Here is a 14,299-nt window from a genome sequence, read left to right as displayed (position 1 = left end):
TGCCCTTCCTGCACTGATGCGGCACTGAGCCCCCATGACCGATTTCATGACCCGCGCCCGCGCTGCCGAACAGGCGATGCGCTCTGTGTTTCCGGCGACGCCTCTGCAGCGCAATGCCCATCTGTCTGATCGCTATGGGGCCGATATCTGGCTGAAACGGGAAGACCTCAGCCCGGTGCGGTCCTACAAGATTCGGGGCGCGTTCAACGCGATGCGCAAGCAGCAGGGGCAGGACCTGTTCGTCTGCGCCAGCGCGGGCAATCACGCGCAGGGCGTGGCGTTCATGTGCAAGCATCTGAACGTGCGCGGTGTGATCTTCATGCCGGTCACGACACCGCAGCAGAAAATCCAGAAAACCCGCATCTTTGGCGGGGAGAATATCGAGATCCACCTGTCCGGCGACTATTTCGACGACACGCTCGCCGCGGCGCAGGCGTGGTGTGCCCAGCAGGGCGGGCATTTCCTGTCGCCCTTTGACGATGAGGATGTGATCGAGGGGCAGGCCTCATTGGCGGTCGAGATCGAGGAGCAATTGGGCAGGCTCCCCGATCATGTGATCTTGCCGGTGGGCGGGGGCGGCATGTCTTCGGGCGTGGCGACGTGGTTCGGGGATCGCACCCATTGTCTGTTTGTCGAACCAAAGGGCGGGGCTTGCCTGCATGCGGCAATGGCGGCGGGGCATCCGGTGGCGCTGGATCACGTCGACAATTTCGTCGATGGCGCGGCAGTGGGTCGGATCGGCGCGAAGCCGTTTGAGTTGCTAAAATCACGTCATCTGTCGGATGTGCTGGTCCTGTCCGAGGATCGTATCTGCACCACCATGATCGAAATGTTGAATGTCGAAGGTATCGTGCTGGAACCCGCCGGGGCTTTGGCGATTGAAGCTATTGCCGATGTGCAGAGTTTCATTCGCGGCAAGACGGTGGTCTGCGTCACCTCGGGCGGCAATTTCGATTTCGAACGCCTGCCCGAGGTCAAGGAGCGCGCCCAGCGCTACTCAGGCGTCAAGAAATACTTCATCCTGCGCCTGCCGCAGCGCCCCGGCGCGTTGAAAGAGTTTTTGAACATTCTCGGCCCCGAGGACGATATTGCCCGGTTCGAATACATGAAGAAATCGGCGCGCAATTTCGGCTCAGTCCTGATCGGGATCGAAACCCGCAAGCCCGAGAATTTCATGCGCCTGTTCGCGCATCTCGACGAGGCCGGGTTTACCTATACGGACATCACCGAGGATGAGACGCTGGCCCAGTTCGTAATCTAGCGCAGGTTCCGGGCCAGGTCGGCCTGAAAGACGGATTTCGATTCATCATAAGCGGTAAGGATTGCCGGGATATCCACATCCGCAGGCTGCCCTGCGGCGGCGCGGCGTTCGCCATCCTGACAGAGTTTCGAGAACCGATCGAACCCAAGGCTCAGCGCGCTGCCCTTGAGGAAATGCAGGTTCTGTTCCAGATCTCGTCGTGCGGGGTCGTTTTGCAGGCGCTCGATCACCTCCTGCACCTCGTCCAGGAAGATGTCGACCACCTCGTCAAACTCCTCGGCGCCGACCTCGTCCCGCAATTGTCTGACCCTGGGCCAGTGAATCATGGCCGCCCCCTGCATCGGATTTCTCATGCCCGAAGGTAGCCCTCCGCCAGTAAACAGGCGGTTAAGCGCAGCCCTTCACCGGATGTTAAACTCGCCCGCGATAGGGTCGCGCTGTCGGGTCAGGGAACGCAGCGCAGGGTTTTCACAGTGTCACAGACCTTTCCAAAGGATGTCAGGTCCGATCAGGGCTTCGGCGCGATCCGCAAGGTTCTGGTCGTTGATGACAGCCGTTTGCAACGGCGTATTCTGGTGGCCTCGCTCAAGAAATGGGGCTTTGAGGTGCTGGAGGCCGATAATGGCGAGGCCGCGCTGGACTTGTGTCAGGGCGATCCGCCGGACCTTGTGCTGAGCGATTGGATCATGCCGGGCATGAGCGGGCTGGAATTCTGCCGCGCCTTTCGCGCGCTGGAGACCGAGCAGTACAGCTATTTCATCCTGTTGACCTCAAAAAGCGAAAAGCAGGAGGTGGCGAAGGGGCTGGATGCGGGGGCTGATGATTTCCTGATCAAACCGCTTGAAGCGGATGAGCTGCGCGCGCGTATCTCCGCAGGCGCCCGCATTCTGGATATGCAGCGCGAGTTGTCCGAGAAGAACAAGATGATCGCATCGGCGCTGGAGGAATTGAAGCTGGCCCATGACGCGATCGACAAGGACCTGATGCAGGCGCGCAAAATTCAGGATTCGTTGGTGCCCGAACTGACCCGCACGTTCGGCAACTCGCGGGTCAGCCTGCTGCTGAAACCCTGCGGCCATATCGGGGGCGATCTGGTGGGCATGTTCTCACCCGGCGTCAATCGGCTGGGGTTTTACAGTATCGACGTGTCCGGCCACGGCATCACCTCGGCGATGATGACGGCGCGGCTTGGCGGTTATCTGTCCAGCACGCATTTCGATCAGAACGTCGCGATGGAGAAGCGGTTCAACAAGTTTTATGCGCTGCTGCCGCCCGAGGAAGTGGCCGAAATGCTCAATTGCCGCCTGATGGCCGATGCCGGGGTCGAGGAGTACTTCACCATGGTTTACGCCATTGTGGACCTGCGCAACGGGCATCTGAAAATGGTGCAGGCGGGGCACCCGCACCCGCTGCTCTTGCGCCGTGATGGCAGCACAGAGTTTCTGGGTCAGGGCGGATTGCCCATCGGTCTACTGCCGGATGTGTCCTTTCAGCAGATCGAAACGCATCTGAACCCCGGCGACAAGCTGTTGCTGTATTCCGATGGGTTTACCGAATGCCAGATGGCGGATGGCGAAATGCTAGACGAAGACGGGCTGCGCCGGATGGCGCAGGATTGCGTGGCAGGGCAGGGCGGCCCCGAGTTTCTGGAGGATATGTTCTGGCGATTGTCCCAGACCCTGTCCCCAGGCAGCGGGATGGATGACGATGTGTCGGCGGTGTTCTTCGAATATAACGGCCCCTAAAGCCCGTTCAGATGCAGTTGGGCAAAATGGCGGTCGCCGTCATTGCCCAGCAACTCTACCGCGTCGGCGCAGTCCATCCAAAGCGCCTCGTGAAACGGCTCGGAGGGCGGACCCATTCGGCGCACCGGACGGGCGCGGTAGATCAGGCAGATTTTCTCGGCCCACAGGTCATATTCCGGCATATAGGTGAATCGGCGGAACGCGCCGACGCGGCGGGGTGCGGCCACAAGCCAGCCGGTTTCCTCGAACACTTCGCGGTGCAGGGCGGTGACAGGCGATTCGCCCGGATCAATTCCGCCGCCGGGCAGTTGCAGATCCGGCCCCGGTTCGGTCTGGCAGGTCAGCAAAAGATGCCGGCCGCGCGGCAGCAGGGCATAGACGCCGACACGCCGAGTATACGCCCGCCCGGCTTCGGGGCTTTCGCCGAACCGTCTGATCATGTATGGCCCCTTACAACCCAATCTGTACGACCTATATGGTGCCGGTATGCCAACCTGTGGCGTGTAAGGAAACCCCATGTCTCTTGGAACGAAAATCGCGTGGGACGATACCGTCCTGCCCTTTCAACTCGATGTATCGGATATGCGTGGCCGTGTGGCCCGTCTGGATGGCGTGCTGGACGGCATCCTGAAGCAGCACGACTATCCCGAACAGGTCGAGGCGCTGGTGGCCGAGATGGCCCTGCTGACCGCGTTGATCGGCCAGACGGTATCCTTGCGCTGGAAGCTGTCGCTGCAGGTGCAGTCCAAGGGCGCGGTGCGCATGATCGCAACCGATTACTACGCCCCGAAGGTCGAGGGTGAACCAGCCCGCATTCGCGCCTATGCCAGCTTCGACCGGGATCGGCTGACCGACAGCGCGCCCTTCGATCAGGTGGGCGAAGGCTATTTCGCCATCATGATTGATCAGGGCGAGGGCACGCAGCCCTATCAGGGAATCACGCCCCTTGCCGGAGGCTCGATCAGCGCCTGCGCCGAGGCGTATTTTGCCCAATCCGAGCAGTTGCCGACCCGGTTTTCGCTGAGCTTCGGCAAATCGACCGAGCCCGGTGTCGGCGAACACTGGCGCGCGGGCGGGATCATGTTGCAGCATATGCCCAAAGCCTCACCCTTTGCCGCGTCGGGCGAAGGCACCGGTGAAATCCTCACCGCTGCCGATCTGGTTGACGGGGAAGAGGGTGAGAACTGGGGCCGCGTCAACATCCTGCTGGATACGGTCGAGGACCTGGAAATGATCGGCCCCTCGGTTGCGCCCACCGACCTGCTGATCCGTCTGTTTCACGAGGAAGGCCCGCGGGTCTTTGACGCGCAGGCGGTGCAGTTCGGCTGTACCTGTTCTGAAGATCGCGTGCGCCAAAGCCTGTCGATCTATTCGGCCAAGGACATCGAAAAGATGACTACGCCCGAGGGCGATGTGACCGCCGACTGCCAGTTCTGCGGCGCGCATTATGTGCTTGATCCGGCGACGGTCGGCTTTGATGCCGATGATGCTACAGGTGCATGACCCCAGCGCCATGATCCGGGCGGCATTGGGCCGCCCCGGTCACGGGTCCAGCGATTTTGACCTGAACCCGGAAACCGTTCTGCCGCCGGGGCGCAAGCTCCGCCCGGCGGGGGTTCTGGTGCCGATCTCGGTCACAGGTGACTCGCCGCGTCTGATCCTGACGAAGCGGTCCTCGGCCCTGAAACACCATCCCGGCCAGATCGCCTTTCCGGGCGGTAAGCAGGACGAAGGCGATGTGGATGTCACCGCCGCTGCCTTGCGTGAGGCGCAAGAGGAAATCGGCCTGCCCCGGGACTTGCCCGAGGTTCTGGGCTTTTTGCCGACGCATGAAACGGTGACCTCGTTCTCGGTCACGCCGGTGGTTGCGATCATCCGGCAAACGTTTCAGGTCATCCCCGAGCCGGGCGAGGTGGATGAGGTGTTCTCGGTGCCGCTCTCTCATGTGTTGGACCCGGCAAATTATCTGATCGAGTCGCGCCGCTGGCGTGGCCACAGGCGAAAATACTTCACAGTGCCCTTCGGTCCCTATTACATCTGGGGCGCGACGGCTCGCATCCTGCGGGGGCTGGCAGCACGGGTGAGTGAATGAAGCAGATCAAAGCGCCGTGGGTTTCGGAACCTGCGACTCAGGCGGTATGTGCCGCGCTGACCGGATCAGGCGCGCAGGCGTTATTTGTCGGCGGCTGCGTGCGTAACGCGCTGCTGGGCGCGCCGGTCTCGGATATCGACATCGCCACCAATGCGCGCCCGGACAGGGTGGTCGAACTGGCGCAGGGCGCGGGCCTCAAGGCGATCCCAACCGGGATGGATCACGGCACGATCACCGTGGTCAGCCAGGGCATCCCGCACGAGATCACAACCTTCCGCCGCGATGTCGAAACCGACGGGCGGCGCGCCGTTGTGGCGTTTTCTGACACGGTCGAGGAAGACGCGGCGCGGCGCGATTTCACCATGAACGCGATCTACGCCCGGCCCGATGGCTCCGTGTTAGACCCGCTTGACAGCCTGCCGGATCTTGAGGCGCGGCATGTGCGTTTCATCGGAACGGCGTCGCATCGCATTCGCGAGGACTACCTACGCTCGCTGCGCTATTTCCGGTTTCACGCTTGGTACGGCAACCCCGAGGCCGGGTTCGATGCCGACGCGCTGGCGGCGATTTCGGCAAATCTGGAGGGCTTGGCAGGGTTGTCTCGAGAACGGGTCGGGGCGGAATTGTTGAAACTGCTGGGCGCGCCCGATCCGGCCCCGTCTGTGGCGGCGATGCGCAGCACTGGTGTTCTGGCACAACTGCTGCCGGGGGCGGATGACCGGGCGTTGGCATCCCTGATCCATCTGGAACAGGCCGCAGGGGCGGCACCGGACCCAGTGCGCCGACTGGCTGCCATCGCAACCCCCGAAGATGCCGCCACCCTGCGCCTGAGCCGCGCGCAACTGCAGCGCCTGACCCGGATGCGGGACGAGGCCGCCGGGACAACCAGTGTCGCCGAACTGGGATACCGATACGGGGATGAGGGCGGCTTGCACGAAACCCTGCTGCGCTGCGCCTTTCTGGAACAGCCATGGTCCGACGACCTGAAAACCGCGCTGCATCATGGGGCCGCCGCGCGGTTCCCGATCAAGGCCGCAGACCTGATCCCCGATTTCACCGGCCCCGCGCTAGGCAAAAAACTGGCTGAGCTCGAGGCGCGCTGGATCGCCTCGGGATTTGCCCTGACCCGCGACGATCTGCTGTCAGAATAGCGGGAAGTCTCAAAAGGGGATGACAAATTCGCGCGTTTGTGGTTACGTGCGCCTGTACCTGATTTGGAGGGAGGCATGCGAATGTATTACGGGATCTGGTTCGGCTAAAGCCGGAACGCTCGACCCGTAAGGGTGGTGTTCTGGCGCCATCTTTCTTCGCACGTCCTTATGTACCCGCTCAATCGGAGCACCCTCCATGTTTCGCTATTTCGAAAACCTTGTTGACCCTTTTGTTGCCTATACGGAATCCGACAGGCCGCCGACGCGGCTGTGGCCGTTCATGCTGGACTACTCGCGCCCGTTTTTCCGGGTGTTCTTCTGGGCGGGGCTGATCTCGGTCATCGTGGCAGGGGTCGAGATCGGGCTGATCTATTATATGGGCCGTGTTGTCGACTTGCTGGGTGGGTCTCCGTCCGAGGTCTGGCAGGACCACGGGACCGAGTTGCTGCTGATGGCCGCATTTGTTCTGTTTCTGCGGCCCCTGTTGCATCTGGTCGATGTTCTGTTGCTGAACAACACGATCCTGCCGAATTTCGGCACGCTGATCCGTTGGCGCGCGCATAAGCACGTCCTGCGCCAATCGGTCGGCTGGTTCGAGAATGATTTTGCCGGGCGCATCGCCAACCGCATCATGCAGACCCCACCTGCGGCGGGTGAGGTGGTGTTTCAGGTCTTTGACGCCATCTCCTTCTCGCTGGCCTACATGATCGGTGCCGCGATCCTGCTCTACGCCGCCGATCCGCGGCTGCTGATCCCGCTGCTGATCTGGTTTGCCTTCTACGCCCTGCTGGTGCGCTGGACGGTGCGGCGGGTCGGGCCTGCGTCCAAGGCGGCCTCGGACGCGCGGTCGACCGTGACCGGGCGTGTGGTGGACAGCTATACCAACATCCATTCGGTCAAGATGTTCGCCCATGACACGCAGGAACTGGACTACGCGCGCGAGGCCATTGAAGAGACCCGCCGCACCTTCCAGATTGAGATGCGAATTTTCACCATCATGGATGCCGTGCTGGTGGCGCTGAACGGTCTGCTGATCGTTGGCGTCGTGGGTTGGGCGATTTCGCTTTGGATGCAGGGCAGCGCCTCGGTCGGTGTGGTCGCGGCGGCAACCGCCCTGACCCTGCGTCTGAACGCCATGACCGGCTGGATCATGTGGGCTCTGACCAGTTTCTTCCGCGAATTGGGGATCGTCTCGGAAGGGATGGAAACGATTGCCCAGCCCATCGATCTGCTAGATGTGTCTGGCGCGAAAGCGCTGAATCTGACCCAAGGTGAGATTCAGGTGCGCGACCTGTCGCATCATTACGGGCGCACGACGGGCGGGCTGGATCACATCAGCATGACCATCCAACCAGGTGAAAAGATCGGCCTGATCGGGCGGTCCGGGGCCGGGAAATCGACCCTGGTGAAGCTGCTTTTGCGGTTTTACGATGTCGAACGCGGTGTGATCCTGATCGACGATCAGAACATTGCGCACGTGACGCAGGACAGCCTGCGCCTGCATATCGGCATGGTGCAGCAGGACAGCGCCTTGCTGCACCGCTCGGTCCGCGACAACATCCTCTATGGTCGTCCGAACGCGACCGAGGCGCAAATGATTGCCGCCGCAAAACAGGCCGAGGCGCATGAGTTCATCCTTGACCTGCAGGACCCGCAGGGGCGCACCGGCTATGACGCGCATGTTGGCGAGCGGGGCGTGAAACTGTCGGGAGGTCAGCGGCAGCGGGTGACGCTGGCCCGGGTAATCCTGAAAGACGCGCCGATCCTGCTGTTGGATGAGGCGACATCCGCCCTAGATTCCGAGGTCGAAGCATCCATTCAGGAGACCCTCTACGGCATGATGCAGGGCAAAACCGTGATCGCCATTGCTCACCGGCTAAGCACCATCGCCCAGATGGACCGCATTCTGGTGATGGATGCGGGCCGGATCGTCGAAGAGGGTACCCATGCTGATCTGCTGGCGCAGGGCGGTCTTTACGCCCAGTTCTGGGCGCGGCAATCTGGGGGCTTCATGAACCCGGAGGCCGCTGAATGAGGATCGCCGACCTCATCAACCCGTTCAAGGACACCGAAACGCCCCCGCCGCAAACGCTGGGGGCGTTCATCCGCTGGAGCTTGTCCGGGGCCTGGCCGATGCTGTTCGTCGCGGCCTTCTTCTCGGCCTTTGCCGGCACGATGGAAGCTGGAACGGCGTGGATTCTGGGCCGGGTGGTCGATATCGCGACCGCCAGCGGGCCCGAGGATTTTTTGCGCGCCGAGAACCTGTGGCTGATCTTTGGAGCGGTGGCGTTTTTTATGCTGCTGCGCCCGGTTTTCTTCGGGCTGTCCGCACTGTCGAACAACTACATCGTCATGCCCAACATCACCCCGCTGGTTCTGGCCAAGCTGAACCGTTGGACGTTGGGCCAGTCCGTCACCTATTTCGACGACGATTTCGCCGGACGGATTGCCCAAAAGCAGATGCAGACGTCGAACGCCATGGCCTCGGTCGTGTCGGAGACGATCAGCGCGATTGTCTTTGCGCTGGCCTCACTGGTCGGCTCTTTGCTTTTGTTAGGGTCTATTCACCCGCTGGTGATGCTGCCCTTTGCTGCCTGGCTTGTGGTCTATTTCCTGCTGGTGCGCTGGTATCTGCCGCGCATCCGCTTGCGCTCGGCCGCGCGGGCTGGGGCACGGGCGATGGTGTCGGGGCAGGTGGTGGATACGATCACCAATATCAAGACCGTCAAGCTGTTCGCCCATGCCGAGTTCGAGGATCAGGCGGCGCGAAACTCGATGGTCGACCTGCGCGAGAAGTCGTTGGATTTCGGGCGGCTCTCGGCCAGTTTCCGGTTCATCCTGATGACGCTGGCGGGCATCCTGCCGGTGCTGCTGTTGGGGGCTACCCTGTGGCTGTGGCAGTTCGGCATGGCGACGCCCGGGGATATCGTGGCGGCGGGCGCGATCTCGATCCGGATTGCGCAGATGACCGGCTGGGTCAGTTTTACCCTCATGGGCCTTTACGCAAATGTCGGCGAGATCGAGAACGGTATCAACACCCTCGCCAAGCGCGACCGGGTCGAGGATGCGGCGCAGGCCACGGATTTGGTCGTGACCGAGGGCGGTATCACCTTTGATGCAGTCAGCTTTGCTTACGGTCGTGATATCGGCGGTGTCACTGATCTGAATCTGGCCGTACAGCCCGGTGAGAAACTGGGCATCGTGGGTGCCTCGGGGGCCGGGAAATCAACTCTCGTTTCTCTGCTGCTCAGGCTCTATAACGGGGAAAAAGGCGCGATCCGCATTGATGGGCAGGATGTCTCGCAGGTCACGCAGGACAGTCTGCGCCGCCAGATCGGCATGGTCACGCAGGAAACCGCGATGTTCAATCGCTCTGCGCGCGCGAATATCCTCTATGGCCGCCCCGACGCATCTGAGGCCGAACTGATCGAAGCGGCGCACAAGGCCGAGGCGCATGAGTTCATTCTGGGATTGCAGGATGCGCATGGGCGCACGGGCTATGATGCCCATCTGGGCGAACGGGGCGTGAAACTCTCCGGCGGTCAGCGGCAACGCATCGCGTTGGCCCGCGCCATTCTGAAGGACGCGCCGATTCTGGTGCTGGATGAGGCAACCTCGGCGCTGGATTCCGAGGTTGAGGCCTCGATCCAGACCGCTCTGCATCGGGTGATGCAGGGCAAAACGGTTCTGGCCATCGCCCATCGTCTGTCGACGCTCAGCGAGATGGACCGGATCGTCGTTCTGGATCACGGACGGATCGTGGAAAGCGGCACGCATGAGGCGCTGTTGGAACAAGGCGGGCTTTACGCCCGGTTCTGGCATCGCCAGTCTGGCGACTTCATTCAGGCGGAAGCTGCCGAATAAGGGGCTTTTTGCAGTTCTGACAATCAAGCATCGAGATGCGCGTTCGACCGAAGGGAGAGGCAGCGTATTTCGATCCAATACAAATGCAAAAGACCCAAAGGGGTTTTTTTGTCCGCAAAGCCCGGCTATCAGGCCGGTCATGAGGCAGAACTTCACCATTAACCGTTTGGGGCATCAGGGCGACGGCATCGCCGAGGGTCCGGTCTACGCCCCGCGCACCCTGCCGGGTGAGGAGGTCAGCGGTGGGCTCGACGGTCAGGTTCTGACCGATATCCGCATTGAAACGCCCTCGGATCAACGCGTGAAACCGCCCTGCCGCCACTACAAGGCTTGCGGGGGGTGCCAGTTGCAGCACGCCTCGGACGCGTTTGTGGCCGATTGGAAAGTGGCGGTGGTGCGCAACGCGCTGGCCGCGCAGGGGCTTGATGCCCCGATGCGGCCCATTCGCACCTCGCCCGAACGATCCCGCCGTCGTGCGACCATTGCCGTCAGGCGGACAAAAAAGGGAACGCTGGCCGGATTCCATGGCCGCGCCTCGGACACGATCACTGAAATCCCAGATTGCCACCTGCTGGACCCGGCCCTGATCGCCGCCATTCCCGTGGCCGAGGCGCTGGCGGTTCTGGGCGGTAGCCGCAAGGGCGTGCTGGCCGTGACCCTGACCCTGTCCGAATCCGGTTTGGACGTGGCGGTCAAAGGCGGCAAGCCGCTGGACGGCCCGCTGGAACTGGCGCTGGCGCAGGCGACCGAGAAGCACGGGCTGGCGCGGCTCAGTTGGGACGGTGAGGTGATCGCCATGCGTCACCCGCCCGTGCAGCGGTTCGGAAGCGCCGAAGTGACGCCGCCGCCGGGGGCCTTTCTGCAGGCGACGAAAGATGGAGAACAGGCTCTAACACAGACGGTATCCGAGGCAACCGAAGGCGCAAAACGCATTGTCGATCTGTTTGCAGGCAGCGGAACCCTCTCGCTACCGCTGGCACAATCAGCGGAAATCCACGCGGTCGAAGGCGAGGCCGCGATGACGCAAGCGCTGGATCAGGGCTGGCGTCGCACCCAGGGCCTGAAACGCATCACCAGCGAGGCGCGTGACCTGTTTCGCCGTCCTCTGATGCCGGATGAACTGAAAGCTTTTGACGCCGTCGTTCTGGATCCGCCCCGTGCCGGGGCCGAGGCGCAGGTGGCCGAACTGGCGCAGGCCAAACGCCCGGTCATCGCCTATGTCTCGTGCAACCCGGTCACGTTCGCACGGGATGCTAAAACGCTGGTTAACGCGGGCTACACCCTTGAATGGGTACAGGTCGTTGACCAATTTCGATGGTCGTCACATACGGAACTTGCCGCGCGGTTTGTGCTGAACCCCGCAACTTGAGCAGACAGGAAAGAGGCAGACATGGGGTTCAAGCAGCGGTTGCTGTCCATTATCGAAGCGCCCGCCTTCGGGCGGTTCATCACCGGCGTTATCATCTTTAATGCGATCCTGCTGGGGATGGAGACCTCACCCACCCTGATGGAGGCCGCGGGCCCCCTGATCGTGATTCTGGATAAGCTGTGCCTTGCCATCTTCGTGGCCGAGATTGCGATGAAACTGATCGCCACGGGTCGTCGGTTTTTCACAAGCGGTTGGAATATCTTTGATTTTCTGATCGTCGGCATCGCTTTGGTGCCCAGCGCGGGCAGCCTGTCGGTGCTTCGGGCGCTGCGGATTCTGCGGGTCTTGCGGGTGATTTCGGTCGCGCCGCGCCTGCGCCGGGTGGTCGAAGGCTTTATCTCGGCCCTGCCGGGCATGGCCAGCGTGTTCCTGTTGATGGCGATCCTGTTCTACATCGGCGCGGTGATCTCGACCAAGCTGTTCTCATATTCCTTCCCCGACTGGTTCGGCGATCTGGGCCTGTCGGCCTATACGCTGTTCCAGATCATGACGCTGGAAAGTTGGTCCATGGGCATCGTCCGCCCGGTGATGGAGGTCTATCCCTATGCCTGGCTGTTCTTCGTTCCCTTCATCATGGTTACCACCTTCGCGGTGGTGAACCTGCTGGTGGGTTTGATCGTGAATTCGATGCAGGATGCGCATCATGCGGAAGACGAAGTGAAAACCGACGCTTACCGGGATGAGGTGCTGGAGCGGTTGGAAAACATCGAACGCCGCCTGATTGAGCAGGCAAACAGCAAAAAGTGATTTCAGTTTTCAGGAATTTTGGCATAATGCTGAAAAAAAACAGCAGGCAGTGAAACATGGATCGTCGAGCATTTGGATTGGGTGCAATGGCTACGCTGAGCCTTTCGGCTTGTGCTTCAGCCAACCCTAGATTTCTTACTTATGATGGGCCGGAAGTAACCTCATTGGTGGTCAACAAGGGTGCGCGCAAGCTGTACCTTTTGCATAACGACAAGATTTTGAAGGAATACGAGGTGGATCTGGGCTTTGCGCCAGGTGGCACCAAGACCAAGAAAGGTGACGGTCGCACGCCCGAGGGCACTTATCTGATCGACCGCCGCAACCCGCGCAGCCGTTATCATCTGTCGCTGGGGATTTCCTACCCGAACTCTGCCGACCGGGCGCAGGCCAAGGCCGCCGGGGTCGATCCGGGTGGTGATATCTTTATCCACGGACAGCCCAATCTGCGATCCGAGTTCAAACGCGCGAAAAAGACCCCCGACTGGACGGCGGGTTGCATCGCAGTGAAAAACGAAGAGATCGAAGAGATCTACGCGATGGTCAACGAAGGCACCGTGATCACCCTGCGCCCGTAAGCGGTTTCCACGCGTCAAAGCCGAATTGCACATAGTCCTGCTGGTAGGTTTCGGCCGCCAGCGCCTCAAGCTGTGCGTCGTATATCTGGTCGAGCGTATAGGGCGTTTCCGGTGCGCAGCTTTCCACGGTCGGCGATTTAGTGTGGCCCAGACCGCGGGCCAGATCGGGCAGGGCTGTGGCAATTTCTTCTTCCCGCAAGATCAGGTCGGGCAGGGCAAAGCCCGACATCCCCTCAAGCACGCGGGACTGGCTGCACCATGTCCCGTCCACCCGGATCGGGGTCTGGCCGTTCAGGTTGTGGCGCAGAAACCGCAGGAAGGCGGCGAAGGCCTCGCGGTGCTGATCGAGCGAATAGTTGTGGTCACGCAGTTGACCGGGGATTGGAAGCTTGAACTTGTTGCGCAGCGTGTTGCGGATGATCTGATAACTGCCGGGGTCCTTGTTCAGAATGCGCGTGCAAAAGGCGGTATGCGCGCGGGCCAGCGGGTGACGCAGGACCGTGAACTTGCGATGGCCGGGATGCGAGGACATCCAGCGCCGCGTCTGTTTGCGGTTGCGGTCGGTCAGCAGCCCCTCGGGTTTGACCCCGTCCAGCTTTGCCAGCCAATCGGTAATCGCAGGTTCGATCCCGCTGCGGATGGGCAGATACATCAGCGGCGTTTTCGGTGCGGCGACGTAAAACACCACCGCATGCCCGCGCCGGGGTTCGAAATCCGGGGTGTGGTGCAGGGAAAACCTGTCGAGCTGAGACAGGGCCTGCTCCATCTCCACAGGGTTGGTGACTTTGTCCTGCGCCGTGCCGGGGTTTTGCGGCTTCAGCGTGTCGTCCGGACGATCCAGCCGCGCCCCGACCCCCAGCCAGGCGGCGAGGCCGTTCAGAACGTCCAACTGGCTCAAGTCATCGTAACTCAGGCAAAACGCCACCTGCCCCGAGGTCTGAAGCCGGTGCTGCAGCATCTGATGATAGCGTTGCTGTTGATCCAGATACTCCGCGAATTCATTGGCCAGAAAAGTGACCTTGGCGTCGAGGCGGCGTTTGATGTTCTTCAGCTGCCACTGCTTTGTCTCGCGCGCAATTTTCAGCGACAGGTAGCTGTCCAGCGGATTGCGGGTCAGGATGATCTTGGCGCAGCGCGGATCGTCCAGCGCCATGTCCAGAACGCGCGGGTCATGATCGTGGAAATAGCGAAACCCGTTCAGCGCGCCCGGCGCCGTTCGAATGGCCTGGATCAGCCGGGCCGGGTCTTCGTCGCGGTCGTCCAGCGTGACGCCCAGCAGATCTTGCGATTTTACCTTGCCGATGAAATGCGGGTTGAACGCCTCGCCATGACCGGTCACGCCGTCCAGCGCGTTCAGGTTGGCCTCGAGCAGGTTTGAACCCGTGCGCATGGCGGCCAGAATGATGAAATAGTCAAACTTGGCGGTCATGGGCGG

At 61.5% G+C, this 14,299-nt stretch carries 13 protein-coding genes; 10 read left to right on the top strand and 3 right to left on the bottom strand.

All coding sequences use genetic code 11. The annotated features are described in order from the left end of the window. Positions 1-34: 34 nt before the first annotated feature. Positions 35-1,261 (top strand): threonine ammonia-lyase IlvA, encoded by a 1,227-nt coding sequence (gene ilvA / locus ACR0JN_RS10270; RefSeq protein ID WP_480885424.1) that lies wholly within the window; start codon positions 35-37, stop codon positions 1,259-1,261. Here ilvA and ACR0JN_RS10265 read toward each other — a convergent pair. Continuing rightward, positions 1,258-1,587 carry an Hpt domain-containing protein gene (locus tag ACR0JN_RS10265; RefSeq protein WP_480885423.1) on the bottom strand — a complete coding sequence of 110 codons (330 nt, stop codon included), beginning with the start codon at positions 1,585-1,587 and terminating at the stop codon, positions 1,258-1,260. The two genes, ilvA and ACR0JN_RS10265, sit on opposite strands and share 4 nt — an antisense overlap. Positions 1,588-1,734: 147 nt before the next feature. Between ACR0JN_RS10265 and ACR0JN_RS10260 the strand changes: the two genes are divergently transcribed. Continuing rightward, positions 1,735-3,006, top strand: a complete 1,272-nt coding sequence (locus tag ACR0JN_RS10260) for a PP2C family protein-serine/threonine phosphatase (protein ID WP_480885422.1) — start codon at positions 1,735-1,737, stop codon at positions 3,004-3,006. Here ACR0JN_RS10260 and ACR0JN_RS10255 read toward each other — a convergent pair. Then, on the bottom strand, positions 3,003-3,446 hold the full coding sequence (locus ACR0JN_RS10255; protein ID WP_480885421.1) for an NUDIX hydrolase: 444 nt from the start codon (positions 3,444-3,446) through the stop codon (positions 3,003-3,005). The two genes, ACR0JN_RS10260 and ACR0JN_RS10255, sit on opposite strands and share 4 nt — an antisense overlap. A 76-nt stretch (positions 3,447-3,522) precedes the next feature. On the opposite strand from ACR0JN_RS10255, the gene hslO reads away from it, so the two are divergent. The 8 genes from hslO to ACR0JN_RS10215 all read left to right on the top strand — a co-directional run bounded on the left by hslO (position 3,523) and on the right by ACR0JN_RS10215 (position 12,864). After that, the gene (hslO, locus tag ACR0JN_RS10250) at positions 3,523-4,509 is read left to right on the top strand and encodes an Hsp33 family molecular chaperone HslO (RefSeq protein ID WP_480818072.1); all 987 of its coding nucleotides are present in this window, start codon (positions 3,523-3,525) and stop codon (positions 4,507-4,509) included. Next, positions 4,484-5,098 (top strand): CoA pyrophosphatase, encoded by a 615-nt coding sequence (locus ACR0JN_RS10245; protein WP_480885420.1) that lies wholly within the window; start codon positions 4,484-4,486, stop codon positions 5,096-5,098. Before hslO ends, ACR0JN_RS10245 begins: the two co-directional genes overlap by 26 nt. Then, entirely contained in the window at positions 5,095-6,249 is a 1,155-nt protein-coding gene (locus tag ACR0JN_RS10240; protein WP_480885419.1) for a CCA tRNA nucleotidyltransferase, read from the top strand. The genes ACR0JN_RS10245 and ACR0JN_RS10240 overlap by 4 nt, the downstream gene beginning before the upstream one ends. A 196-nt stretch (positions 6,250-6,445) precedes the next feature. Further along, entirely contained in the window at positions 6,446-8,284 is a 1,839-nt protein-coding gene (locus ACR0JN_RS10235; protein WP_480885418.1) for an ABC transporter ATP-binding protein, read from the top strand. Next, complete coding sequence (locus ACR0JN_RS10230; protein ID WP_480885417.1) at positions 8,281-10,113, top strand: ABC transporter ATP-binding protein; 1,833 nt, start codon at positions 8,281-8,283, stop codon at positions 10,111-10,113. Before ACR0JN_RS10235 ends, ACR0JN_RS10230 begins: the two co-directional genes overlap by 4 nt. Positions 10,114-10,252: 139 nt before the next feature. Beyond that, positions 10,253-11,482, top strand: a complete 1,230-nt coding sequence (locus tag ACR0JN_RS10225) for a class I SAM-dependent RNA methyltransferase (protein ID WP_480885416.1) — start codon at positions 10,253-10,255, stop codon at positions 11,480-11,482. Between the two features lie 21 nt (positions 11,483-11,503). After that, positions 11,504-12,289: an ion transporter gene (locus ACR0JN_RS10220; protein ID WP_480885415.1), complete on the top strand. Its 786-nt coding sequence runs from the start codon at positions 11,504-11,506 to the stop codon at positions 12,287-12,289. 56 nt (positions 12,290-12,345) lie between these two features. After that, positions 12,346-12,864, top strand: coding sequence for a L,D-transpeptidase family protein (locus ACR0JN_RS10215; protein ID WP_480818065.1), 519 nt, complete (start codon positions 12,346-12,348; stop codon positions 12,862-12,864). Here ACR0JN_RS10215 and ACR0JN_RS10210 read toward each other — a convergent pair. Then, positions 12,848-14,293, bottom strand: coding sequence for a nodulation protein NodH (locus tag ACR0JN_RS10210; RefSeq protein ID WP_480885414.1), 1,446 nt, complete (start codon positions 14,291-14,293; stop codon positions 12,848-12,850). The two genes, ACR0JN_RS10215 and ACR0JN_RS10210, sit on opposite strands and share 17 nt — an antisense overlap. Positions 14,294-14,299 lie beyond the last annotated feature (6 nt).

It is taken from the genome of Ruegeria sp. G12 (assembly GCF_056533565.1).
The sequence above is the reverse complement of the archived record's forward strand: the minus strand, read 5'-3'. Positions and strand labels throughout refer to the sequence as shown.